This is a genomic window from Streptomyces sp. NPDC038200 (assembly GCF_055600785.1).
On the sequence record NZ_JBVJYH010000001.1, the window covers coordinates 194,025 to 216,130 of the forward strand.

The following is a 22,106-nucleotide window of genomic DNA, read 5'->3' on the forward strand; positions in this document are numbered from 1 at the left end:
ATGACGACCGTGATCTGCCCCTACTGCTTCACCCGCGCGTCGGCGGCCAGACTGCCGTACCGCTGTCTGATGACCCCGAGCGGGGTGCGCGGAGCGCCCTGCGGCCCCGCGTCCGACGACATATGGGCCGCGTTCGCGGGGCCCGCCGTGCCCCAGGCGGCCCGGATGCGCGGGCCGGTGTTCGCCCCGGCACGCAGGCTCGGCGGGCTCGGGAGCGGCGGCAGCAGCGTGCCCTGCCCCGAGTGCGGGGTGCCGACGCCGGTACGGGTGTGCGGGTCCTGCCACAGCGATCTGCCCAGCGACTACTGCGACCAGGACAGCCGGATCATCGCCCTGGTCGGCGCCAAGGCCTCCGGCAAGAGCACCTATGTGGCCGTGCTGCGCAACGAGTTGGACCACCGGGTGGGGCAGGCCTATCACGCCTCGCTGGCGGCGATGGGCCAGCACACGCAGGCCCGGGACCGGGAGATGGCCGAGGACCTGTACGAACGGCTGCGGCTGCCCGCCGCCACCCGGCCGGCCGCGCTCGGCTTCAACGACCCGCTGCTGTACCGGCTCAGCCTGCCCAGACGGGGCCTGCTGGGCGGTTCCGGCACCCGGCACACCACGCTCGTGTTCTTCGACGCGGCCGGCGAGGATCTCGCGGACGCCGAGGCCATGGACCGCTACACCCGCTACCTGAGCGCCGCCGACGGCATCATCCTGCTGGTGGACCCGCTGCAACTCGGTTCCGTGCGGGACCGGCTGCCGGTGCACGACGGTCCGCCGCTGCCCGTGGTGGAGACCTCGCCCCGGCAGATCGCCGCCGACCTCGCGGCCCAGCTGCGCGCCCACGGCAAGGGCAGGGCGGGCGGCCGGGTGACCACGCCGATCGCGGTGGCCGTCACCAAGACCGACATGCTCAGGCCGCTGCTCGACCCGCACTCCCCGCTGCTGCGCAACGCCCCGCACCCCGGCGGCGCCCACGACGCCGAGGACCGGCTCGCCGTCCACGAGGAACTCCGCACGCTGCTGACGGACTGGGACTCCGGTGCGCTGCTGCGCCAGCTGGAGCACGACTTCGCCGTGTTGTCGCTGTTCGGGCTGTCCGCGCTGGGCGCGCCGCCGCCCGCGAACGCGCCGGCGGACGTACCGAAGTCGGGGCCGCAGCCGGTGCGGGTGGAGGACCCGCTGCTGTGGCTGCTGTCCCTGCGCGGTCTGCTGCCCGTGCGCACGGCAGGAAAGGAGCGGGTCCGGTGAGCCTCGACCAGCTGCACTACACCTCGGCGCCGCCCGGCCCCGACGGGTCCGGTTTCCGCTTCACCGCGGTCAGTCCCGGTGTACCGGCCACCCTGCTGCGGGAGGCCGAACAGCTCATCGGCTACGAGCCGCCGCGCGACCTGCCGGACCGGCCCGACAGCGAACAGCTGAAGTCCTTCCCGAGGGCCTTCGCCTGCACCGAACTCTCGGACGGCGGACGGCTGCTGAGCCGTGCCGTCTACACCGGCGCCGACTACAGCGGGCGCTGGGGCAACTTCCACGCCCACGCCGTGCGGCTGCCGCCCGGGACCCGGCTGCCGGACGGGGCGCTGCCGATCACCGCGTGGGAATCGCCGCGCTGGGCGGAGGCGACGCCCCCGGACGGGCGGCCGGCGCCGATCGACCGGTTCGAGCCCTCCGAGCTGCTGCGCCGGGACGGGCTGGTGGCGTTCGCCCGGTCCCGTGCCGACCGGCTCGGCCCGTTCTTCGCCGACCTGCGCACGCTGGCCGAGGGCAGCGACGTCCGGCAGCTCGTGGTCGTGGAGCGGGACAGCGCGGACGTGGCCCAGTGGATCGCGCTGGCCTGCACGGTCCTGCCGCGCGAGCAGGCACACCGGCTCACCTTCACGACGTACACCCGGCGACCGCAGCAGGCCCGTCAGCAGATCGTCGGGGCGCTGCCGTCGTCGGACCCGGTGGGGCACGACCACCGGTTCCGGGTGCACGACTGCACCGGGCGGGCAGCCGGGGAGCCCGTGGCGGACGCCTGGGCCGACGTGTGCGCGCGGATCTGGGCGGCCGGGCGGCCGGAGCTGTTCCGGAACACCTTCGGTGACACCGCCGGTGCCGTCGGTCCCCTCGCCGCGACCGCGCTCGCCGAGGGCATCGCCCTGCGCCCGGCCGCCCGCGCGGCGGCGGCCCACTGGGCCGCGGAACACGCCGCCGGCCTGCCGGGGCCGGCCCTGACGGCGCTGGTCGGTGCCCTGGCGGGGGCGGGACAGGATCCGCAGGACCACGCCGGCCAGGACACCGAGGACACCGAACCGGTCGCGCTGGCCGCCCTGCTGGCCCGGCTGGACGGACAGGTGCCCACGGCCGTGTCGGCGCCGCTCGCCGCCCGCGTGCTGACCACGGCGGTACGCGGGCGGGGCCCGGTGCCCGCGCTGGGTGCGGGGTCGCTGACCCCCGAGGTGCGCCACGCGCTGGCCCGGGACCTCACACCGGCCCTGCGGCACGGCATCGCCGACCCGGCCGAACCCGCGACCGGCCGCCCCCTGACGCTGCTGCACATCGCCGACCTGCTCGACGTCGACTGCACGGACCTGCTGCCGGAGTTCGCGGGCCGGACCGCACGGGAACTGGTGAGCGGGACCGGGCCGGCGGGCGGGCGTGAGCCGGTGAGCGGGCCCGACGCTGCGGGCGAGCACGGCCGGACGGTCGGGCACGAGCCGCCGGGCGGGCGGGCCGCGCCGGACGGCACCCGGCCCACCGCGGGCGGCGAGCGAGCCTCGGCGGGCAGCGCACGGCCCACCGCGAGCGGCGAGCGAGCCTCGGCGGGCAGCGCACGGCCCACCGCGGGCGGCGACCGGGCCGCACCGGGCGGCGAGCGGCCCACGGCAGGGGAGCGCGCCGTGGCAGAGGGGTTCGCCGCGGCAGGGGAGCGAGGCGCGGTGGGCGGTGCGTGGCCGGGAGCCGCGCTGCTCGACGCTCTGCACGGTCACCCCGCCCTGCGCACCGCGCTGTTCGGGGCGCTGGACGCCCTCGCGGCGGCGCATCCGGCCGCGGTGGCCGGGCGACTCGCGGGGTCGGGGCTGCCGGTGGCCCTGGACCCGGGCTTCCCGCACCTGCGGATGTGCGTCCTCGGCGACGCGACCGGCCGGCCCGGCGCCGACCGGCGCGGCCGGCTGCGCGCGGTGCTGCACACCGCCGGGGTCTCGCCGCACACCGAGCCCGCCGTCCTGCACACGGCGATCCGGCTGGTGTGGCCCGACGAGCCGCCCACCGGGGAGGAGGCGAGCCTGCTCCTGAACGAGCTGGGCTCGGACGCGCACCGGCTGGCCGGCACCCGGGACCTGCTGGTGACGGCCGCGCTCGCCGCACCGGCCGAGGACGCCGCCGTACCGTCGCTCGCCGCCGATCTGCTGCGCTGCTTCACCACGGAGCTGGCCCCCGCGCACCGGGCCCCCCTCCTCCTGCTGGAGTTCACGGCGCTGCTCGGCACCGCGGGCGAGGGCGAGAACTGGGTGGAGCGCGTACGGACGCTGCGGGACGGCGCGGTGGAGCCCGTGCCCGAGCAGGTGACCCGGCGGGCCCACGAGGCCGTCGCGCGGCGGCTGCTGACCGTGCCGGTACCGGAGTGCGAGCTGTACGCACTGGCCCGCTCCGGCGACACGGCACTGCTGGCGGCCTACGAACGGGCGGCGCGCGGGACCGCGGTGGCCGAGCGGCTGCGGACCGCGCCGTCGTACGTGGCCGCCCGCTTCTGCGAGTGGACCGCCTACCAGGACACCCACCCCGGCTGGGAGGCCACGCGCACGGTGCTGCTCGCCAAGGTGCTGCGGCCGGTGGTGCGGGCGCTGCCCGCCGAGGACCAGGCCGCGGTCGAGGAGGCGCTCCGGCGCACGGGCCGGGGCAGGCTGGACGCGTACCACGCGTGGAACCGGCCGGGCGCCCTGGGCCGGCTGGCGGGCCGGCTGACCGGACGCGGGCGGCGCGAGGACCCGCGGACGACCCGGCCCGGGGACGTCGAGCCGCCCGCCGGCGGGAGTGCCCGGTGAACGGCCGGAGCGATGACTCGACGCTGCACATCGCGCTCCAGGTGCTGCTGACCCTGTTCGCCTGGGCGGCCCTGGTCGCCGTCGCGGTGTGCCTGTTCCGGACGCTGTGGGAGTTCCTCGGGCGGGGTGTGCGGGCGGTGTGGCGGGGGCTCGGGCCGTGGGAGGCGGGCCGGCTGGACCACCGGCTGCCCGGGGCCGGCGGTACGGAGCCCGCCCTGCCCGCCTACTGGTGGCGCCAGTCGTGGGCGGACGCGGCATCCGCCGGCCGGGACGGGATACGGACGCTCTGGCGGGCGTTCCGCGATCCCTGGCTGGACCGGACCGTGCGCAACCTGTTCCGCGGCCGGCGGCCCCGGGGACGCTGGGTGCGGGTGCCGCTCGGCCGGTTCCTGCTGGTCACGCTGGTCGCCCCCGGCACGGCCGCGGGCGCGCTGATCGGCGCGGTGCTCGCCACCCTGCTGCTCGGCTGGGCCCTGCTGGTCCTCGCGCTGCTGCTGGGCGTGGTGTGGATCGGCTGGGCGGTGAGCGTGCCCCTGCTGCGCGGGGTGGAGCGGGCGTGGGCACTGCTGCGCGGCCTGCGCGTCACCTGCCCCCACCCGGGCTGCTACGCACCGGTGCCGCTGGCCCTGCACCCCTGCCCCGGCTGCCCCGCCCGCCATGCCGAGCTGCGGCCTGGACGGTACGGCGCCCTGTGGCACCTGTGCGGCTGCGGGCGCCGGCTGCCCGCCACCCGGCTCACCGGGCGGGGCAGGCTGTCCGCGCTCTGCCCGAACTGCGAGCAGGTCCTGCCGGAGGCGGTGGCCACCACCCGGGTGGTGCACACCCCGCTGGTGGGCGGCACCTCCTCCGGGAAGACGATGCTGATGGCGGCCATGGTGGAGGGCCTGCACGCCTGGGCCCGGGAGGGCGAGCTGCGCGTCGCGTACGCCTCGAGCGCCGACCAGCGCTCCCACACCGGGGTCCACCGGCAGCTCGACCGGTCCGGCTGGGCGCACGCCACGACCGGCGGGCCGCCGCGTGCCCTCATGCTCACCGTCTCCCGGGGGCGACGGCGCCGGCTGCTGTACCTCTACGACCCGATGGGCGAGTCGGTGAGCGAAGCCGAACGCGTCCGGGCGCAGCGGTACCTGGCACACGCGGACGGGGTCGTCCTGGTCGCGGACGTGCTCGCCGATCCCACGGTGCGCGGCCGGCTCGGGCCGGCCGACGCCGAGCGGGCGGAGCGGGCGCGGCCCTCGGCGCAGGGTCCACGGACCACCTACGAGCGGCTCACCGGCGAGCTGGCCGCGCTGACCGGACGCCGGCGTCGGCTGCCGGTGGCGGCGGTCGTCACCAAGCGGGACGTGCTGGACCAGCTGACCACGCTGCCGCGGCCGGGCGCCCGGATCGGCGACTGGCTCGGCGACATCGGCCTGGGCGCGCTGGTGCGGGCCCTCGGGCACGACTTCCGCGCGGCCCGCTACTGGGCGGTCAGCGCCCACGCGGCCACCGGGACCGGGCCGTTGCAGAGCGAGCAGCTGCGGGCCGCCGAACCGGTGCTGTGGCTGCTCGCCGCCTCCGGGCTGCGCACCGGCCCGCTGACCGGACAGGCAGGGGGCGGAACGGGACGCGTGCCCTGGCCGCGGCGGCGGCGGCCGGACGACGGCGGGGAAGGGGGGTACAACCCGGCATGAACCGTGTGACTCCACCCGTCGGCCGGGCCCGGCGGGTGACGGCGGGCCTGTTCGTCTCCGCTCTGCTGCTGGCGCCGGCCGCCCTCGCGTTCGGGCTCTGGCTGCTGCTGAACCGGTCGTGACGATTCTTCTGGATGCGAAAGGAACTACGGCGTGAGTGACATTCCCGGCGGGCCGATGGCCAACCGGCCGGTCCACTTCATCTGGCTGCTCGACTGCTCGTACTCGATGCAGGGCGAGAAGATCGCGAAGCTCAACTACGCGATCAGGGAGGCCGTCCCGGAGATGCGGTCGGTGGCCCACGACAATCCCGCGGCCCAACTGCTGCTGCGTACGGTCACCTTCGCCACGACCGCCCAGTGGCACCACCAGACCCCGGTCCCGGTGGACGATTTCACCTGGCAGGACGTCCAGGTCGACGGCATGACCAACCTCGGTGAGGCGCTGCATCTGGTGGCGCGGGAGCTGCAGACCCCGCCGATGCCGCAGCGGGCGCTGAAGCCGGTGCTGGCACTGGTGTCGGACGGGGTGCCCACCGACGACTGGAAGGCGGGCCTGAAGGCCGTGGACGCCACCCCCTGGGGCCGTAAGGCGGTGCGGGTGGCCATCGCGATCGGCGCGGACGCGGACCGCGGGGTGCTCCAGGAGTTCCTCGGCAACCCGGAGCTGCAGCCGCTGGACGCCAACAGTCCCAAGCAGCTGGCGGCGGCGATCCGGTGGGCGTCGACGGCGGCCGTGAAGGCGGCCTCCCAGCCGGTCGCCGGCGAGGGTTCCGGACCGAACATGGCGAAACAGCAGTACGCGCCGCCGGTGCTGGACGACGACGATGACGACGACGTGTGGTGACGCTCGGGGTGCGACGGTGGGAGACGCTGGCCGACAGCGTCCAGGGCGTCGGCAAGCGCCTCAATCAGGACTGGTACGACTGCCGGGGCACCGGGTCCGGTGCGGACCCCCTGGTCCTGGCGGTGGCCGACGGGCACGGTTCGGCGGTGCACGCGCGCAGCGCGCTGGGCGCGCGGTTCGCCGTGGACCGTTTCCTGGAGCTGGCCACCACGTTCGGGCGGGCGGCGAACGACTGTCACGAGCCGGGGCGGCTGGTCCGGCTCATGACCTACGCCCGGGACGACTTCCCGCGGGCCCTGGTGCACGAGTGGCGGCGGGAGGCCCTCGGCCACTGGGACCGGAACCGGCCGGTGGTGGAGGAGGCCGCCCGGGAACCGCGGCCCGAGGAGAAGCTGGTGCTGTACGGCACCACGCTGATCGGTGCGGTGCTCACGCCGTGGCTGTTCGTGGCCTGGCAGCTCGGCGACGGGGATCTCGCGGTGGTCGAGCACGACGGGGCGCTGAGCCGGCCGCTGGCGCCCGTGGTGGAGGACCTGGGCGACGAGACCGAGTCGCTGTGCGGGCGGAAGGCGTGGCGGGCGATGCGGATGCACTGGGCGCCGCTGTTCGAGGAGACGCGGGCGCCGCGGCTGGTGGTGCTGTCCACGGACGGCCTGTCGAAGAGCTTCGCGTCGGCCGACGGCTATCGCGAGTTCGTCATGGGGCTGGCCGGCCGGCTCGCCGAGGAAGGCGGCGCGGGCGTCCGCAAGGTCCTGCCGGACTGGCTCGCCCAGGCGTCCCGCTACTCCGGCGACGACACGACCCTGGCGGCGGCGCTGCGGCCGGGGGAGGCGCCGGCCGCGGTGGACGCCTCGGCACCGGTGAGCGGCTCGGCGCCGGTGGCGGACGCCTCGGCGGCAGCCGGGGATCCCGGCGCGACGGACGCGCGGACGCCGCCGGGCCCGGCCGGCGGCGACGAGGACATGGAACGGAAGACGGAGACGTAGATGAGCGGCATGCTCGATGGCGGGGTGCGCCTCGCGGCGGAGAACGGTGACGACGTCGAGATCCTCGACTTCCTCGGCGCGGGCGGCCAGGGGGAGGTGTACCGGGTCCGGACGCCGGCCGGGGTGCGGGCCCTGAAGTGGTACTACCCCATCTGCGCGACCCCGGAGCAGGAGGCGATCGTACGGGAGCTGGTGGCCCGGGACTTCGCCGACGACCGGTTCCTGTGGCCGGAGACCTTCGTGCCGGAGCACCACGGCTCCTTCGGCTATCTGATGGGGCTGCGCCCGGACCGCTACAAGGGGCTTCCGGCGCTGTTCCGGCGGCAGTTGCGCACCAGCCCGCGGGCGCTGCTGACGGCCTGTCTGTACACGGTGGAGGCCTACCAGGCGCTGCACTCGCGGGGGATCGCCTACCGGGACATCTCCTGGGGCAACATCTTCTTCGACCCGGACAGCGGTGACGTCCTGGTCTGCGACAACGACAACGCGGTGGTGGAGGGCGACGCCAGCGGCATCTCGGGGACCATGGAGTTCATGGCGCCGGAGCTGGTGCGCGGGGAGCCGGGCGCGCGTCCGGGCACCCAGTCCGACCTGCATTCGCTCGCCGTCCTGTTGTTCATGCTGCTGATGAACCATCATCCCCTGAAGGGGAAAAAGGAGTTGGGCATCCACTGCCTGGACGAGGCGGCGGAGCGCAAGCTGTACGGCAAGAGCCCGCTGTTCGTGTTCGACCCGGCCGACGACGCCAACGCGCCCGACCCCATGGAGCACGCGACGGTGCTGGCCACCTGGGACGCGGCGGCGGAGAGGCTGCGGGAGCTGTTCCGGCGGTCGTTCACGATCGGGCTGCGCGATCCGGCGGCGCGGGTGCGGGAGTCGGAGTGGCGTGACGCCCTGCGGGCGGTGCTGGACGCGGTGGTCGAGTGCGCGTCGTGCGGGCGGCAGAACATGACCGAGCCGGGCGAGAAGCCGCCGCCGCGGGACTGCTGGGGGTGCGGGGCGGGGCTGGTGCTGCCGCCGCGGCTGACGGTGACCACTCCCCCGCCGCGCGCGGAGCACCACATCCGGCTGCGCCGCGCCGCCCGGGTCCAGGCCCACCATCTGCTGCCGGAGCCGGCGCGGCACGACTGCTCGGACGCGGCGCTCGTGGCGGAGCTGGTCGAACACCCCAAGAAACCGGGGCGGTTCGGTCTCGCCAACCGCTCGTCGCGGACCTGGACGGGTACCCGCTCGGACGGCACCGTCCAGCGGATCGAGCCCGGTCAGACGGTGCCGCTGCGCTCGGGGCTCGACCTGGACCTGGGTGACGGCGTACGGGCGGTGGTGCGGGCGCAGTAGCCCTGGGGGCCCCGCGGTGGGGCGGGGCCCCGGCAACTCCTCGGTCGGCCGTGGCCGCTCACCGGCCCGACGCGTCTAGAGTCCGAGCGCGTTCAGGAGGTGCTGGGTGAAGGTGAGGCTGGCGCTGCCGGCCGACGCTCCGATGGCGATCGTCTCCAACGCGGAGCGGATGCGGCCCCGGTTGGGCGGCAGGCCGTCCTCGGCGGACTGTGCCAGCTCGCCCTGGATGACCTCGCCGCTGCGGACGAGTCCCGGGTACTCGGCGTGCAGGGCCTCGGTGAGCCGGTCGGCGACCTGCATCAGGGTCGCCAGGTCCGGGGTGGTGTGGTTGATCTGGATCTGGCCGTGGTCGCCGATGTTGGCGGGGCCGTTGACGTTCTCGAAGTTGTAGGTGCTCATGTCCTGTCCTCGCTCGCGGGCCGGACGAGCCGTCCGATGGCTGGGTGGTTATGGCTTCGGTGCGGGCGGGCCGGACCCCGCGGGTCCGGGCGCGCCCTGGGCTCCCGGGCCGCCGTGGGGTCCGGGTCCCTGCTGTCCGCCCAGGAGGATCGTCCCGTGGGCGCCGAAGTTGCTGGGACCGCTGACGTTACCGATGTTGTAGGTCTGGGTGTTGATGACCTGTACGGCCTTGTCGAAGGAGCTGGTGTCGATGTTGTGGTCGCGCAGGAACCGTTCTGTCGCGGTCAGCACGCCCTGCTGGAGCCGGAACAGGAAGTCCTGCGCGTCCATGCGGTCGGTGTAGCCGGCCTCGTCCCACGCGCCGAGGTCCTCGCGCAGGCTGCCGGTGGCGCCGTAGTCGTGCAGGACGTGCTGCTTGGTGATCGCGCGGCGGGTCCTGACGAGCGCCCTTTCGTGGTCGTGTGCCCAGCGGCGGCGCCGGAGTATGCGGCCGAGGGCGCCGCGCAGTTCGGGGCCGGTGCGGCGGGTGGCGTACCGGACGAGGCTCCACCAGCGTTCGAGGGGGGCCACCGGCAGCCGGTCGACGCGGTAGAAGCGGCCGTCCAGCGGCGGTATCGCGTAGGCGGCCACCTCCCAGGTGAGGCTGGGGGGCTGGAGTATGGCCCGCAGGTACAGGGAGACGATGAGCCGGCCGCCTTCACCGATGCGCTCCAGGCACAGGTGGGTGCGCATGCCGGCGCCCGGTGTGTGCAGGCCGGCCTGCACCAGCCCGCTGGGTATGTGGGCGTGGGGCCGCCGGGTGCGGTCGGGGACCAGTTCGGGAATGAGGTGGGCGTTGCTGCCGAGGACGTAGAGCCGGTTCCTGGTCCGCAGGCCCTGCAGGCCGGAGATGCTCTCCATGTGGCGTGCCACGTAGGTGTGCAGGTCGATGACGTCGAACGGGCGCAGCGGGAGCTTTCCGCCGCCGGGCGCGTCGGCGGGCCGGCTGATGTCGATGGGCTGCCAGACGACCTCCTTGATCTTCTCGCCGCTGCCGACGAACGGCTTGGTGTAGGCGGCCTCGTCCGCGTAGGGCAGGACGTTGGCGCGTTTCAGCTCGTGCAGCGCGGTCTCGGCCGCGGACTCCACGGGGGGCGCCGTCTGTTCGGGTTTCGCCCCGGCGAGGAACACGTCCCGTGCCCTGTCGCGGCTGCGGGCCTCGTCGTGGTGGACCAGGACCCAGGCGAGCACGCAGGTGCCGAGAGGGCCGAAAATCGCCACCCATCCGAGTGACCGGTGTCCGTTGACCAGTCCCCAGAGCCCGACGAGGAGGGTGAGGGGCAGGGCCGCCTGGAGGCAGGCGAGCCGGCGGTCGAGGGCCGCGCGGCGCCGGGTGGCCACGCGCGCGTGGCGGGCGAGGGCGACGAAGTTGATGCCGAGGCTCAGTCCGAGCGCGTTCAGCCGGTCGCCGGTGAGCATCCGGTCGACGTACAGGGCGAAGTCGTCGTCGAGGTGCACGGAGGCGCTCAGACGCCGGGTCACTCCGTCCTTGCGGTACTGCGGCAACGACGGTAATCCTCTGCCCGCCACACTCATCCGTCCCCCTCATGTCCGCGCGGTTCACCCTAGGGACAACTCGGGGGGTTTGTCGCGCGGTTCGGTCGAGCCTGGCCGGCCGGGGCGGGCGTGTGGTATCGGCGGCCGCGGTCCGGCGTTCCCCTGTGACGTCGGACCGCGGCGGCGTCTCGTTCTGCGTCGGCCGCGGCTCCGGTGTCACAGGGGGGAACGCCAACTGCCCTTCGAGGGGCGGTTATCGGCCAATCTCGGGCTCGTGCGACGGCGGTACGTCGATCCCGGGGTCGTGCCACGGCGCTACGTCGGCCCCGGGGTCGTACGGCGGCGGTACGTCGATCTCGGTGGCGCGCAGGCGTTCCGGCTCCGCGATGATGTCGATCCGGGTGATCCGGGCGTCCGCGCCGAACGTGAAGGCGAGCAGCAGGCGCGGCTGTCCGGAGTTCGCCATGACCAGGCCGATCCGGCCGTCGAGCAGGGCGGTTCCGGTGGACCGGGCACGGGCCACGGCGGCCATGGCGCCCCGTGCGATGGACTCGGCCCCCCGCACGGTGACGGGTTCGGGCGTGGGCACGACCAGCGCGTCGGCGTGCAGCACCGCGTCCGGGTCGAGCAGCGCGATCAGTGCCGTGAAGTCGCCACCGCGGGTCGCGGCCAGGAAGGCGTCGACGGCCTGCCGACGGCGGCCGGCATCGGCGGCGGGCGCGGGCGGCCGGCCCTGGACGCGGCGGCGGGCACGGCTGGCCAGTTGCCGGGTGGCGGCCGGGGTCTTCTCGATCAGCGGGGCGATCTCGTCGAAGGGCACCGCGAACATGTCGTGCAGCACGAAGGCGACCCGCTCGGCGGGGCTCAGCGTGTCGAGGACGACCAGCAGGGCGACACCGACCTCGTCGGCGAGCAGCGCCTCCCGGGCGGGGTCGCCGGCCTCGGAGGCGGACGCGTGCCCCGTGTCGTGGGCGTCGAGGAACTCCTCGCGCCGGTTGCGGCGGGACCGCAGCAGGTTCAGGCAGACCCGGGTGACCACGGTGGTCAGCCAGCCGGTGAGGTTGGCGACGGCCTCGGTGTCGGCCTGCCGGGCGCGCAGCCATGCCTCCTGGAGCGCGTCGTCGGCCTCGGCGGCCGAGCCGAGCAGCCGGTACGCCACGGCCGCGAGGTGCGGCCGGTCCTTCTCGAACCGTGCGGCCAGCCGCTGCCCGGCGTCCCCCGTGAAGTCGTCCACCCTGTACCCCCGTCGTCACCTGTGCGTGCCCTGCCGGGCCTTACGAAACGCGAACCGCCGAACCGCCGAACCGGCCGGACCGCCGGACCGGCCGGACCGCCGGACCGGCCGGACGGTCAACCGGCCTGCCGTACGGCCTCGTCGGCCAGCCGGGCGAGTTCGGCCACCGGCAGCGACCCCGCGGCCCGGCCCTCGCGCGCGAACCGGTTCGCCAGGCGCTGGAGCAGTTCGTTGAGCGGGGTCGGTACGCCGTGCAGCCGGCCGAGCAGGACGATCTCGCCGTTGAGGTAGTCGGCCTCGATGGTGCCGGTGCCGCGGACGAGGGACTGCCAGGAGGAGCCGCCGCCGCGCGGGGTGCCGTCCAGGGGGGCCAGGGTGACCTTGTCGCCGCGCGCCGCCTGCTGTTCCGCCGCGCTGACGTGGGCGATCCCGGCGGCGTCGAGCACGGCCTCCCCCTCGGCCCGCACGCGCGCGTACAGGGCCTGGGCCTCGTCGCTCGCCACGGGCCCGCTGACCGCTTCGAGGGCGTTGCCGAGGTTCGCGAGGAGCTTGGCGTACTGCCAGCGGGCCACGTCGGGCACGACGGGTGCCTCGAAGCGCGCGTCGGCGAGGTCGGCGGCGATCCGGCGGGCGGTGTCGTCGGTGCCGTGCGGGACGCGGCCGAGGTGCAGGATGCCGGTGAGCGGGGTACCGGCGGCGGAGACGACGCCGGGCTGCACGAAGGTCGAGGGCAGCCAGACGCAGACGCCGTACACGCGCCGGAAGCGGCGCAGCGCCAGCCGGCCGCTCTCGACGCCGTTCTGGAGACAGACGAGCGGCAGCAGTCCGGCCGCCGTGCCGCCGCCGGCGACGGGCGCGTCGGCCCAGGTCTCCAGGGCGGCCACGGTGTCCTGGGTCTTCACCGCGAGGACGAGGACGTCGTCGGCGCGCAGCTCGCCGAGCGGGCCGGGCCCCTCGGCGGCGGTCAGCCGGTGCGTCAGCTCCCCCTCGGGGACCCGGAGTCGCAGTCCGTGCTCGCGGAGGGCGGCCAGGTGCCGGCCGCGGGCGATCAGGACGACCTCGCGCCCGGTCTGGGCGAGCCGGCCGCCGACCGCGCCGCCGACCGCGCCGGCCCCGATGATGATGTAGCGCATGCCCGAGAGCCTCGCACACGCGTCGGGACGCGCCCCGACCCGGTACCCGAAAGTGCTTGTCCGCAGCGGTGCTTGGGGCAGGCCGAGGGGTGCGGCCGTCGTGCCCCGTGGGGGCGGGCACGACGGCCGCGCCCGCGCCGGGGCGGGCTGCGCGAAACTCTGGCCGATGGGCGGGGGCCGGAGCAACCTCTACACGCACCTGTGACTTGTTCAACAAGGTTTCGTAATCACAAAGCGGATCTCTGTCGGTCGGATCGGACACTCCGGCCCCCCTCCCCGGATCCCGGCCCGTCTACGGCCTCCGTCCCCGAGTCGCGCCCCAGGGAACCGGCGACAGATGCAAGGGGTCGCCGGCCACCACGACTTCGACGACCAGCTGATGGGCTCGGTCCTCCCCCGTGTTCGCGTTCGTGGTCGTCTTCGCCTTCCTGCTGATGCTGCTGTCGTTCCGCTCGCTGACGATCGCGGTCACCTCGATCGTGCTCAACCTGCTGTCGGTGGCCGCCGCCTACGGCATCCTGGTCGCCGTCTTCCAGCACGGCTGGGGCGCCTCGCTGGTGGGGGCGGAGGGGGTCGGCGCGATCGTCACCTGGCTGCCGCTGTTCCTCTTCGTGATCCTGTTCGGGCTGTCGATGGACCACCACGTGTTCGTGGTGTCCCGGATCCGGGAGGCCCGGATGCGCGGCCGTACGACGAAGGAGGCGATCCGGCACGGCGTGGTCACCACGGCCGGGGTCGTCCCCAGTGCCGCGGTGATCATGGTCGCCGTGTTCGCGATCTTCGGCACGCTGTCCAGGCAGTCCATGAAGCAGAGGGGCGTGGGCGGCACCGCTGCCGGAGCGTGGCGAGCGGCTGACTGTCTGATTCCCCCCGTTGACGCGCGGCCCGTCGGTTGCGGGTGGGAACCGACGGGCCCCGCGCGCGCTCTCGTTCTCCGACGGGTACGCCGATGACGGGGGAGGAACCACATGGACAGACGGAGTCTGCTGAAGGGCGCGCTGGCCGTGCCCGCGGCCGGGCTGCCGACCGCGGTACCCGCGAAGGCGGCGGGCGCGGCGGCGCCCCCGGCGTTCGACGTGCTGATCGGGGACGTGAACTCCGGGAAGATCTTCCTCTTCGACCGCAACAAGCCGTTCACCGACGCGCACATCAAGTGGCAGCTGAATCCGGTGGGTTCGGGCCACCCGATGGAGCACCGCTTCCGTGACACGAGCGGCGACGGCCAGGTCCTGCTCGCCGTGACCGGCACCCCGGACAGCGGGACGGCGAGCGTCTACCAGCGCCGGGACAGGAAACTGCTGTGGTCCGCGAACGTCCCCAACTACCCGCACGCCATCGAGCGGGCCCGCGGCACCGGCGTGGTCGTGGTCGCCGGCCGCAGCAAGGGGCCGGGCGGCGGCAACGCCAAGGGCGGCAGCCTGCATGTCTTCCGGCCCACGAACAGCCACAGCGGTTCACTGGTCCGCGCGGGCTCGCCGGTCCCCTTCCATCAGGCGCACGGGCTGCTGTGGGACCCGCGGCTGGAGCGGATGTGGGCGGCGGGCGGCTCGGTGCTGACGGCGTACCGGATCGTGACGACGGCCGGCTCGGCCAAACTGGTGGAGGACACCGACCGCCGGCTCACCGGCTTCCACCACCCGCACGACCTGCAGCCGGACCACCAGCACCCCGGCCGCCTGCTGGTCACCGACACCAACGGCGTCTACGCGGTCGACACGTCGACGATGAAGCGGACGACCCTGCACACCCGCAAGCTGGTCAAGTCGTACGTGCGCCACGCCTCCGGCGAGCAGATGTGGACCGGCGCGGTGCCGGACGGCAACGCCTTCGGGACGAAGTACGTCCACTTCAACGTGAGCGGGGTGGCCCGGGCCCGGGAGGGGGCCGTCGTCTACAAGGCCCGGATCGACACCACGTCGTATCTCTGACGGTCCCCTGCCGGACCCACCTCGGGCGGCGGCCCGGCAGTTCGGCCTCGATGAGGTCGGCCGCCCGAGGGGTGCCGCCCTCGCGGGCCATCTCCGCCCGCACCTCCTTGAGCCGGCGCGCGACCTCCGGGTCGTCCACCAGGGCGAGGGCGGCCTCGCGGAGGCGGTCGGCGGTGGCCTCCTCGGCGGGCAGGTGCCGGGCGACACCGAACCCCTGGAGCATGTCGGCGTTGCCGAACTGGTCGACGGCCTGCGGTACGGCGATCATCGGTGTCGCGGTGGCCAGCCCCTCCTGGCTGCCGCCGGCACCGGCGTGCGTGACGAACAGATCGGCCTGGCGCAGGATCGCCAGCTGCGGGACCCGGTCGCGCACTTCGACGCCGGGCGGTACGTCGCCCAGCTCGGCGCGGGTCGCATGCCGGCCGATCTGGAGGACGAGGTGCCGGCCGGGCAGATCACCGAAGGCGCGCACGCACTCCCGGTAGAACCCGGGCTGTCGGGTGAAGGCCGAGCCGAGCGACACCAGCACGACCTTCTCCGCTCCGGCGGGCCGCTGCCGGCCGCCCTGGCCGGCGCGGTCGCCCTGGCAGGCGCCGACGAAGGTGTGGACGCGTTCGTCCACCCGGTCGGCGTGCGGCTGGAGCGCCTTGGGGATGAGCACCAGGGAGCGCGGAGGCCGGCCGGCGAAGGGGGCGGGGTGCTGGGTGATCCCGTTCTCCGCCAGCCACGCCGCGAACCGGGCGTAGCAGGCCTGTCCGCGCTCGGTCTTCCTCGGCTCGGCCCACATCGGCTCGGGAAGGATTCGTGGGTCAGCGCTGATAGCGGGCGAGCACCAGATTGCCGTCCCGCTCCAGGCGGCGACGGAGTTCGGCCAGGCCGATCGCGCCGCTGTAGTACTCCTGGTACGCCGGGGTGGCCACCTTGTCCTTCCATTCCGGGTAGCCGCGCACGGACTGCGCGGGGGCCGGGCGGAGCCGGGCCGCGAGAGCGGTGCCGGTGGCCCAGCCGTTCTCGGTGGTGTGCAGGGCCGGGTCGGTCAGGGCCTGGGTACCGGTGGGCAGCATCCAGTCGCCGAGGGCGAGGCGGACCATGTTCTTCGGCCGCAGCAGGAAGTCGATGAACGCGACCGCCTCCTTCTTGTGCGGGCAGTCGGCGGCGACGGACAGGGTCTGCGGGCTGACGCCCTGGATGAGCCCCTCGGCGCCCGCCGGCGCCGGCAGCACCTCCCAGTGGAAGCCCTCGGGGGCCTGCTGCACGATCTGCTGGCGGTAGGAGAAGCCCAGCGGAACCATCGCGTACCGGCCGCCGAAGAAGCCGGGCAGGGTGTCCGAGCCCCCGCTGCCGAGCGTCGAGGCGGGGGCGCTGTGGTCGACGGCGACCTGGTCGTGGACGGTGCGGGGCACGACCGCGTCGCCGTCGGTGAAACGCACGGTGACCCGGCCGTCCGCGCCGCGGTGGAAGAGCCGGCCGCCCGCCGAGAGGGACAGGTTGAGCGTGGCGGAGACGGGCTCCTTCAGCGGCCAGGCCACGCCGTACTTCCCGGGCCCGCTGAGCTTCTTGGCGACCTGCCGGAACTCCGCCCAGGTCCAGGGGTGCGCGGGCGTCGGTACGCGCACCTTCGCCGCGCGCAGCCGGTCGGCGTCGGCGATCAGCACCCGGGGCTCCTGGAGGAACGGCACGCCGTAGACCCCGCCCGCGAAGGTGGCCGTCTCCCAGCTGCTGCGCGGGATGTCGGACCTGAGCCGGGCCGGCAGCAGCCCGGTGAGATCGGCGAGGTACCCGCCGTAGGCGAAGTCGGCGAGGTCGTCGGAGGCGTCGTGGATGACGTCCGGGGCCTCACCGCCCTCGAAGGAGGTGAGCAACTGGTCGTGCACGCTGTCCCAGCTGCCCTGGACGTACTCGACCCTGACGTCCGGATGGGTGGCGTTCCACTCCTTCACCAGTTCCTTGTTGGCGGCGACGGACTCCTGCTGCCAGGCCAGGGACTGGAAGCGCAGGGTGACCGGGCCGCCGTCGCGGTGCCCGGGCGAGGAGCAGCCCGCGAGCAGCAGCAGTACCGCGAGCACCTTGGCGAGGGTACGCATCAGGTCTTCACCGCCCCGGCGAGCAGGCCGCCCGCGATCCGCCGCTGGACCAGCGCGAAGACGGCCACGGAGGGCAGAGTGGCGAGGAACGCGGCCGCGGCCAGCGGGCCGAGGTCGGCCACGCCCTCGGCGCCGATGAAGTGGGTGAGGACGACCGGCAGGGTCTGTCTCCCCGGGCTCTTGAGCAGCACCAGCGCGAAGAAGAACTCGTTCCAGGCGGTGACGAACGCGAACAGGGCCGTCGCCGCGATGCCGGGCGCGAGCAGCGGCGCCGTCACCGACACCAGCGTTCTGAGCCGGCCGGCGCCGTCGACGGCCGCCGCCTCCTCCAGTTCGGTGGGCACCGCCCGGACGTGGCCGACGAGCATCCACAGCGCGAACGGCAGCGCCCACACCACGTACACCAGCACCAGCCCGATCAGGGAGTCGATCAGCCGCAGGTGCTTGAGCACCAGGAACAGCGGGATGATCACCAGCACGAAGGGGAACGCCTGGCTGACCACCACCCAGCCCGTGGCGGCCCGCGCCGCCCGGGTGCGGTGCCGGGCCATGACGTAGGCCATCGGCGTGGCGATCAGTACGGCGACGACGGCGGTGCCGAGCGCCACCAGCAGGGAGTTGAGCGCCGCGTGCGCCAGCGGCTGTTCGGCGAAGGCCTGCCGGACGTTGTCCAGGGTGGGATGGCGCGGTATCCACCTCGGGTGCAGGCTGCCCAGTTCGCGCGGGGACTTGAGCGCGGTGGACAGCAGCCACAGGAACGGGAAGACGAGGAAGAGCAGATAGGCCAGCAGAGCGGCGTACCGGCCGGCGCGGGCCGCGCGGCGGGTCCTCATGCCTCGTCACCGCCTCGGAGCCGGCCGGCCAGGAACACCGCGAGCAGGATCGAGACCACCGCGACGAGTACGCAGCCCATCGCCGCCGCATAGCCGAACTGGCCGTACCGGAAGGCCTCCTCGTAGGCGAAGAGCATAGGCAGCCGCGTCTTCCCGCCGGGTCCGCCGTTCGTGAGCACGTAGACCAGGGCGAAGGAGTTGAGGTTCCAGATGAGGTTGAGCGCGGTGATGGCGAGGGCCACCGGCCGGAGCGCGGGCCAGGTGACCGCGCGGAAGCGGCGCCAGGCGCCGGCGCCGTCGACCGCCGCCGCCTCGTGGAGTTCGCGCGGGACGTTCTGGAGTCCGGCGAGGAGGGCGACGGTGGTCTGCGGCAGGCCCGCCCAGACGCCGACGACGATCACCGCGGGCAGCGCGGTGGCCAGGCCGCTCAGCCAGTCCCGGCCGCCGCCGAGGCCGAGGTCGCGCAGGGTCTCGTTGAGGACGCCCGCGTCCGGGTTGTAGACGAGCCGCCACATGATGCCGACGACGACCTCGGGCATCGCCCAGGGGATGATCGCGAGGGCGCGGGCGAGGCCGCGCAGGCGTAAGTCCGAGTCGAGCAGCAGGGCCAGGCCGAGTGCCAGCAGGAACTGGGGCACGGTCACGCCGATCGCCCAGACCAGTCCGATCCGGAACGACTCCCAGAAGAGGGTGTCGTGCAGCAGGTCCTGGAAGTTGAGGGTGCCGATCCACCGGGTGGCGGCCGTCCGGCCGGACTGGGCGTCGGTGAAGGACAGCAGGACGCCGTAGAGCAGCGGGCCGACGCTGAGCACGAGGATGGGGACGAGGGCGGGCAGGACCAGGAACCAGGCACCGCGATCGGCGATCCGGCGGCCGGGCGGCCGCCGCGCTCCCGTCGCCGGTGTCCGCGCTTCGGCCACTGATGTCACGAATCAGCCCCTTTGCCTGCTGCGGTTGGCGTGTTCATGGTCGTGAAGGCCCGGTGCCTCGTCAAGGGCCCGCGCGCGGTGGCCCGCCGGCGCCGATGCGAGACTGGCCGGACGCGGCCCGCACCCCGCAGCCGCGGTGGGCCCACGCACGGCACGGGAAGACGGCACGGAGGCACGAGGATGGACGAGGCACGCGCGCGGGACGTACTGGCCGCGGCGGGAGTACTGGCGGACCCGGCCGGCGACGCGCGGCTCCTGGCCCTCGGCGAGAACGCCGTGTTCGCGGCCGGCGACCTGGTGGTGAAGGTGGGCCGGGACGCCGAGCTGCTGCCGCGGGCCGAGCGCGAGCTGGCCGTCGCCGGCTGGCTGGCCCAGGCGGACGTGCCGGCGGTGCGGGCGGCCGAGCCGAAGCCGCTGCTGGTGGACGGCCACCCGGTGACCCTCTGGCACCGGCTGCCGGAGCCCGTGCGGCCCGCCGAACCGCGGGACCTGGCCGGACTGCTGCGCATCGTGCACGCCCTCCCCTCTCCTGTGTTCGCGCTGCCGCCCCGCGATCTGCTGGGCGGTGTGGAGCGCTGGCTCCGGCTGGCGGGCGACGCGATCGCCCCGGAGGACGCGGCCTACCTGCGTGCGCGCCGCGACGGCTTCGCGGCGGAGGCCGCCGCGCTGACCCCGCGTCTGACGCCGGGTCCGATCCACGGCGACGCGCTGCCCCGCAATGTGCACATCGGGCCGGACGGGCCGGTGCTGGTCGACCTGGAGACCTTCTCCGCCGATCTGCGTGAGCACGACCTCGTGGTCATGGCCCTCTCCCGGGACCGGTACGGGATGCCCGCCGAGGCGTACGACTCCTTCACCGAGGTCTACGGCTGGGACGTACGCGAGTGGGAGGGCTGCGCGGTGCTGCGGGGTGCCCGGGAGACGGCCAGCTGCGCATGGGTGGCCCAGCACGCGCCGAGCAATCCGAAGGCACGGGACGAGTTCCGCCGACGGGTGGCGTCGCTGCGGGACGGGGACCCGAACGTGCGGTGGTATCCGTTCTGAGAACGCCGGACGCCGGGCGCCCACCCGCCCGCGGCCGGCAACGGCCCGCAGCCTAGGCGGGCCGGCTCTCGGTCGGCTCCCGCAGGGGCCAGGTGCCGTCGATCACCGCGTCGGCCTCCCCCTTGCGCCGCAGGAACGCCTGGAAGTCCGCCGCCCACTCCGCGTACCACTCGATCTGCCGGCGGTGGAGCTCCGCGGCGCCGAGCGCGGCGATCTTCGGGTGGCGGTCGGCTATCGCGGGCGCGAGACGCGCCGCCGCCAGGGCGTCGGCCGTGGCGTCGTGGGCCGCGTCGAGGACTATGCCGTACTCGGCGCAGACCGCTTCCAGATTCCGTTTGCCGCGGCGGTACCGGTCGACCCAGCGGTCGATGGTGTACGGGTCGATGACCGGGGCGGGCCGGGCTCCGCCCAGCCGGTCGGTCAGGGACGGCAGGCCGTGGCGGCGCAGTTCGGCGGCGAGCAGGGTGAGGTCGAAGGCCGCGTTGTAGGCGACGACCGGGACGCCCGCCGCCCAGTAGGAGACCAGGGCGTCCGCGATGGCGTCGGCCACCCGGTCGGCCGGGCGGCCCTCGGCCGCCGCGCGTTCGTTGCTGATCCCGTGCACCGCGACGGCGTCGGCCGGGATCTCCACGCCCGGATCGGCCAGCCACTCCCGGCGCCCCATGGGCTCACCGGCCTTGACCTCGATCACGGCACCCGTGACGATGCGCGCCTCGCGCGGATCGGTCCCGGTGGTCTCCAGGTCGAAGCCGATCAGCAGCTCCCGGTGCCAGCCCATGGGCGGCCCCCCTTCTTGGTGGTGCTTTCCCCCAGTGGCCTCCACCCTCGCACTCGGCACTGACAATCCGAGGACGGCATTCCGCTTCCCGGCACGGACGCGTCAGGACACCGGGCGGGAATCCGCCCACGTAAGCTCGAATTCCTCGCGGTATGTCGGAAAGAGTCCGGATTCCCCCACATCATCCGACGTGACCAGTCGGCTGCCGTTGCGCAGCACCAGGACCGGCGACTCCATCCCGCGCGCCCCGCGCAGATAGGACTGCACCACGGCGATGCCGTCGGCGCCGTCGCCGTCGACCAGATAGGCGGTGAAGCGGGGCGTCTCGTCGTACACCTGGATCTGGAAGGCGCCGGGGTCGCGCAGCCGGGACCGCACCCGGCGCATGTGCAGGATGTTCATCTCGACCGAGCGGCTCAGCTCGCCCCGCTTCATCCCCAGCTCGCGTTCGCGGCGCTTGACCGAGCTGGAGGCCGGGTTGAGGAAGAGCAGCCGCACCCGGCAGCCGGACTCGGCGAGCCGGACCAGGCGCCGCCCGGAGAAGTTCTGCACCAGCAGGTTCAGGCCGATGCCGATGGCGTCGAGCCGGCGGGCACCGCCGAAGATGTCCTCGGCCGGGAACTGCCGCATCAGCCGCACCCGGTCGGAGTGGACGGCGACGACGTCGGCGTACCGGTCGCCGACCAGGTCCTCGACGGCGTCGATGGGCAGCCGCCGCGCGGAGGGCACGTCGCCGCCGGCGCCGAGCATCTCCAGCAGCCGGGCGGAGGCCCGCTCCGCCTGGCCGAGCACCGCCTCGGACAGGGCCCGGTTGCGGGAGACGACGTTGCGGGTCACCTCCAGCTCGTCCAGGGCGAGTTCCAGGTCCCGGCGCTCGTCGAAGTACGGCTCGAAGCACGGCCAGTGCTGCACCACCAGCTCGCGCAGCTGGGGCAGCGTGAGGAAGCTCAGCACGTTGTCGTCGGCCGGGTCGAGCAGATAGCCCTTGCGTCGGCTGACCTCACGGACGGCCACCGCCCGCTGCACCCACTCCTGTCCGGCCGGGCCGGCCGCGGCGACCACCCACTCGTCGCCGTGCACCGGCTCGTAGATGGGCCGCAGCACGGCGGCCACGACCGCGCGCAGCCGCTGTTCGACGAGGTTCAGCCAGATGTAGGCCCGGCCGGCCCGCTGTGCGCGGGTGCGCACCTCGCGCCAGGCGTCGGCGTCCCAGTCCAGCTCCGGCCCGATGGAACCCGCGTCCATCGGCCGGGCCAGGGACACCGCGCCGGGCGGGACGTCTGTGGAGTTCCCCTCGTGACCCTCGTCACCAGGAGGCAGCTCCAGCCCTCCCGAGCCCACCCGTGCAC

General features: G+C 74.4%; 18 protein-coding genes and 2 pseudogenes. 10 read left to right on the plus strand and 10 right to left on the minus strand.

Annotated features, from left to right (window positions below; translation table 11 throughout):
- Genes ACZ7KF_RS00860 through ACZ7KF_RS00890 form a run of 7 tightly spaced genes read left to right on the plus strand, consistent with a single transcriptional unit; the run spans window position 1 to window position 8,859 of the window.
- The gene (locus ACZ7KF_RS00860; protein ID WP_471067854.1) at window positions 1–1,239 is read left to right on the plus strand and encodes a TRAFAC clade GTPase domain-containing protein; all 1,239 of its coding nucleotides are present in this window, start codon (window positions 1–3) and stop codon (window positions 1,237–1,239) included.
- Complete coding sequence (locus ACZ7KF_RS00865) at window positions 1,236–4,016, plus strand: GTPase-associated protein 1-related protein (RefSeq protein ID WP_471067856.1); 2,781 nt, start codon at window positions 1,236–1,238, stop codon at window positions 4,014–4,016. Before ACZ7KF_RS00860 ends, ACZ7KF_RS00865 begins: the two co-directional genes overlap by 4 nt.
- Window positions 4,013–5,689, plus strand: coding sequence for a TRAFAC clade GTPase domain-containing protein (locus ACZ7KF_RS00870; protein ID WP_471067859.1), 1,677 nt, complete (start codon window positions 4,013–4,015; stop codon window positions 5,687–5,689). The genes ACZ7KF_RS00865 and ACZ7KF_RS00870 overlap by 4 nt, the downstream gene beginning before the upstream one ends.
- Entirely contained in the window at window positions 5,686–5,811 is a 126-nt protein-coding gene (locus ACZ7KF_RS00875) for a hypothetical protein (RefSeq protein ID WP_471067861.1), read from the plus strand. The genes ACZ7KF_RS00870 and ACZ7KF_RS00875 overlap by 4 nt, the downstream gene beginning before the upstream one ends.
- Before the next feature lie 55 nt (window positions 5,812–5,866).
- Complete coding sequence (locus ACZ7KF_RS00880; protein ID WP_471069549.1) at window positions 5,867–6,535, plus strand: vWA domain-containing protein; 669 nt, start codon at window positions 5,867–5,869, stop codon at window positions 6,533–6,535.
- Window positions 6,529–7,521, plus strand: coding sequence for a protein phosphatase 2C domain-containing protein (locus ACZ7KF_RS00885; RefSeq protein ID WP_471067864.1), 993 nt, complete (start codon window positions 6,529–6,531; stop codon window positions 7,519–7,521). Before ACZ7KF_RS00880 ends, ACZ7KF_RS00885 begins: the two co-directional genes overlap by 7 nt.
- A complete protein-coding gene (locus ACZ7KF_RS00890) occupies window positions 7,522–8,859 on the plus strand; it encodes a protein kinase domain-containing protein (protein ID WP_471067867.1) in 1,338 nt (445 codons plus the stop codon).
- 75 nt (window positions 8,860–8,934) lie between these two features.
- Here ACZ7KF_RS00890 and ACZ7KF_RS00895 read toward each other — a convergent pair whose 3' ends face one another.
- From ACZ7KF_RS00895 to ACZ7KF_RS00910, 4 genes are all read right to left on the minus strand, one after another.
- Complete coding sequence (locus ACZ7KF_RS00895; protein WP_471067869.1) at window positions 8,935–9,258, minus strand: hypothetical protein; 324 nt, start codon at window positions 9,256–9,258, stop codon at window positions 8,935–8,937.
- Between the two features lie 48 nt (window positions 9,259–9,306).
- Window positions 9,307–10,803: a hypothetical protein gene (locus ACZ7KF_RS00900; RefSeq protein WP_471067872.1), complete on the minus strand. Its 1,497-nt coding sequence runs from the start codon at window positions 10,801–10,803 to the stop codon at window positions 9,307–9,309.
- A gap of 244 nt (window positions 10,804–11,047) precedes the next feature.
- The gene (locus ACZ7KF_RS00905) at window positions 11,048–12,028 is read right to left on the minus strand and encodes a sigma-70 family RNA polymerase sigma factor (protein WP_471067874.1); all 981 of its coding nucleotides are present in this window, start codon (window positions 12,026–12,028) and stop codon (window positions 11,048–11,050) included.
- A 116-nt stretch (window positions 12,029–12,144) separates the two neighbouring features.
- Window positions 12,145–13,161: a ketopantoate reductase family protein gene (locus tag ACZ7KF_RS00910; RefSeq protein ID WP_471067876.1), complete on the minus strand. Its 1,017-nt coding sequence runs from the start codon at window positions 13,159–13,161 to the stop codon at window positions 12,145–12,147.
- A 343-nt stretch (window positions 13,162–13,504) separates the two neighbouring features.
- Between ACZ7KF_RS00910 and ACZ7KF_RS00915 the strand changes: the two are divergent.
- A pseudogene (locus tag ACZ7KF_RS00915) lies at window positions 13,505–13,997 on the plus strand (MMPL family transporter); the annotation flags it as partial.
- 132 nt (window positions 13,998–14,129) lie between these two features.
- Window positions 14,130–15,089: a hypothetical protein gene (locus ACZ7KF_RS00920; protein ID WP_471067878.1), complete on the plus strand. Its 960-nt coding sequence runs from the start codon at window positions 14,130–14,132 to the stop codon at window positions 15,087–15,089.
- A 25-nt stretch (window positions 15,090–15,114) separates the two neighbouring features.
- Here ACZ7KF_RS00920 and ACZ7KF_RS00925 read toward each other — a convergent pair.
- The 4 genes and pseudogenes from ACZ7KF_RS00925 to ACZ7KF_RS00940 form a co-directional block, all read right to left on the minus strand.
- Window positions 15,115–15,924 (minus strand): annotated as a pseudogene (locus tag ACZ7KF_RS00925) (macrolide family glycosyltransferase); the annotation flags it as partial.
- Window positions 15,899–17,173 (minus strand): ABC transporter substrate-binding protein, encoded by a 1,275-nt coding sequence (locus ACZ7KF_RS00930; RefSeq protein WP_471067880.1) that lies wholly within the window; start codon window positions 17,171–17,173, stop codon window positions 15,899–15,901. The gene ACZ7KF_RS00930 and the pseudogene ACZ7KF_RS00925, both read right to left, overlap by 26 nt.
- Entirely contained in the window at window positions 17,173–18,006 is an 834-nt protein-coding gene (locus tag ACZ7KF_RS00935; protein WP_471067882.1) for a carbohydrate ABC transporter permease, read from the minus strand. The genes ACZ7KF_RS00930 and ACZ7KF_RS00935 overlap by 1 nt, the downstream gene beginning before the upstream one ends.
- Window positions 18,003–18,935, minus strand: coding sequence for a carbohydrate ABC transporter permease (locus ACZ7KF_RS00940; protein WP_471067885.1), 933 nt, complete (start codon window positions 18,933–18,935; stop codon window positions 18,003–18,005). The genes ACZ7KF_RS00935 and ACZ7KF_RS00940 overlap by 4 nt, the downstream gene beginning before the upstream one ends.
- A 180-nt stretch (window positions 18,936–19,115) precedes the next feature.
- Between ACZ7KF_RS00940 and ACZ7KF_RS00945 the strand changes: the two genes are divergently transcribed.
- On the plus strand, window positions 19,116–19,979 hold the full coding sequence (locus tag ACZ7KF_RS00945) for a phosphotransferase enzyme family protein (protein ID WP_471067888.1): 864 nt from the start codon (window positions 19,116–19,118) through the stop codon (window positions 19,977–19,979).
- A 52-nt stretch (window positions 19,980–20,031) separates the two neighbouring features.
- Here ACZ7KF_RS00945 and ACZ7KF_RS00950 read toward each other — a convergent pair whose 3' ends face one another.
- Window positions 20,032–20,757 (minus strand): exonuclease domain-containing protein, encoded by a 726-nt coding sequence (locus ACZ7KF_RS00950; RefSeq protein ID WP_471067891.1) that lies wholly within the window; start codon window positions 20,755–20,757, stop codon window positions 20,032–20,034.
- Between the two features lie 102 nt (window positions 20,758–20,859).
- Complete coding sequence (locus ACZ7KF_RS00955) at window positions 20,860–22,098, minus strand: SAV2148 family HEPN domain-containing protein (RefSeq protein ID WP_471067893.1); 1,239 nt, start codon at window positions 22,096–22,098, stop codon at window positions 20,860–20,862.
- Window positions 22,099–22,106 lie beyond the last annotated feature (8 nt).

Excerpts from the sequence above, each read along its gene's own strand:
- ACZ7KF_RS00920 (WP_471067878.1), top strand. The coding sequence starts at position 14,130 with ATGGACAGACGGAGTCTGCTGAAGGGCGCGCTGGCCGTGCCCGCGGCC.
- ACZ7KF_RS00880 (WP_471069549.1), top strand. The coding sequence starts at position 5,867 with ATGGCCAACCGGCCGGTCCACTTCATCTGGCTGCTCGACTGCTCGTAC.
- ACZ7KF_RS00950 (WP_471067891.1), bottom strand. The coding sequence starts at position 20,757 with ATGGGCTGGCACCGGGAGCTGCTGATCGGCTTCGACCTGGAGACCACC.
- ACZ7KF_RS00875 (WP_471067861.1), top strand. The coding sequence starts at position 5,686 with ATGAACCGTGTGACTCCACCCGTCGGCCGGGCCCGGCGGGTGACGGCG.
- ACZ7KF_RS00910 (WP_471067876.1), bottom strand. The coding sequence starts at position 13,161 with ATGCGCTACATCATCATCGGGGCCGGCGCGGTCGGCGGCGCGGTCGGC.
- ACZ7KF_RS00935 (WP_471067882.1), bottom strand. The coding sequence starts at position 18,006 with ATGAGGACCCGCCGCGCGGCCCGCGCCGGCCGGTACGCCGCTCTGCTG.
- ACZ7KF_RS00895 (WP_471067869.1), bottom strand. The coding sequence starts at position 9,258 with ATGAGCACCTACAACTTCGAGAACGTCAACGGCCCCGCCAACATCGGC.
- ACZ7KF_RS00930 (WP_471067880.1), bottom strand. The coding sequence starts at position 17,173 with ATGCGTACCCTCGCCAAGGTGCTCGCGGTACTGCTGCTGCTCGCGGGC.
- ACZ7KF_RS00945 (WP_471067888.1), top strand. The coding sequence starts at position 19,116 with ATGGACGAGGCACGCGCGCGGGACGTACTGGCCGCGGCGGGAGTACTG.
- ACZ7KF_RS00860 (WP_471067854.1), top strand. The coding sequence starts at position 1 with ATGACGACCGTGATCTGCCCCTACTGCTTCACCCGCGCGTCGGCGGCC.
- ACZ7KF_RS00890 (WP_471067867.1), top strand. The coding sequence starts at position 7,522 with ATGAGCGGCATGCTCGATGGCGGGGTGCGCCTCGCGGCGGAGAACGGT.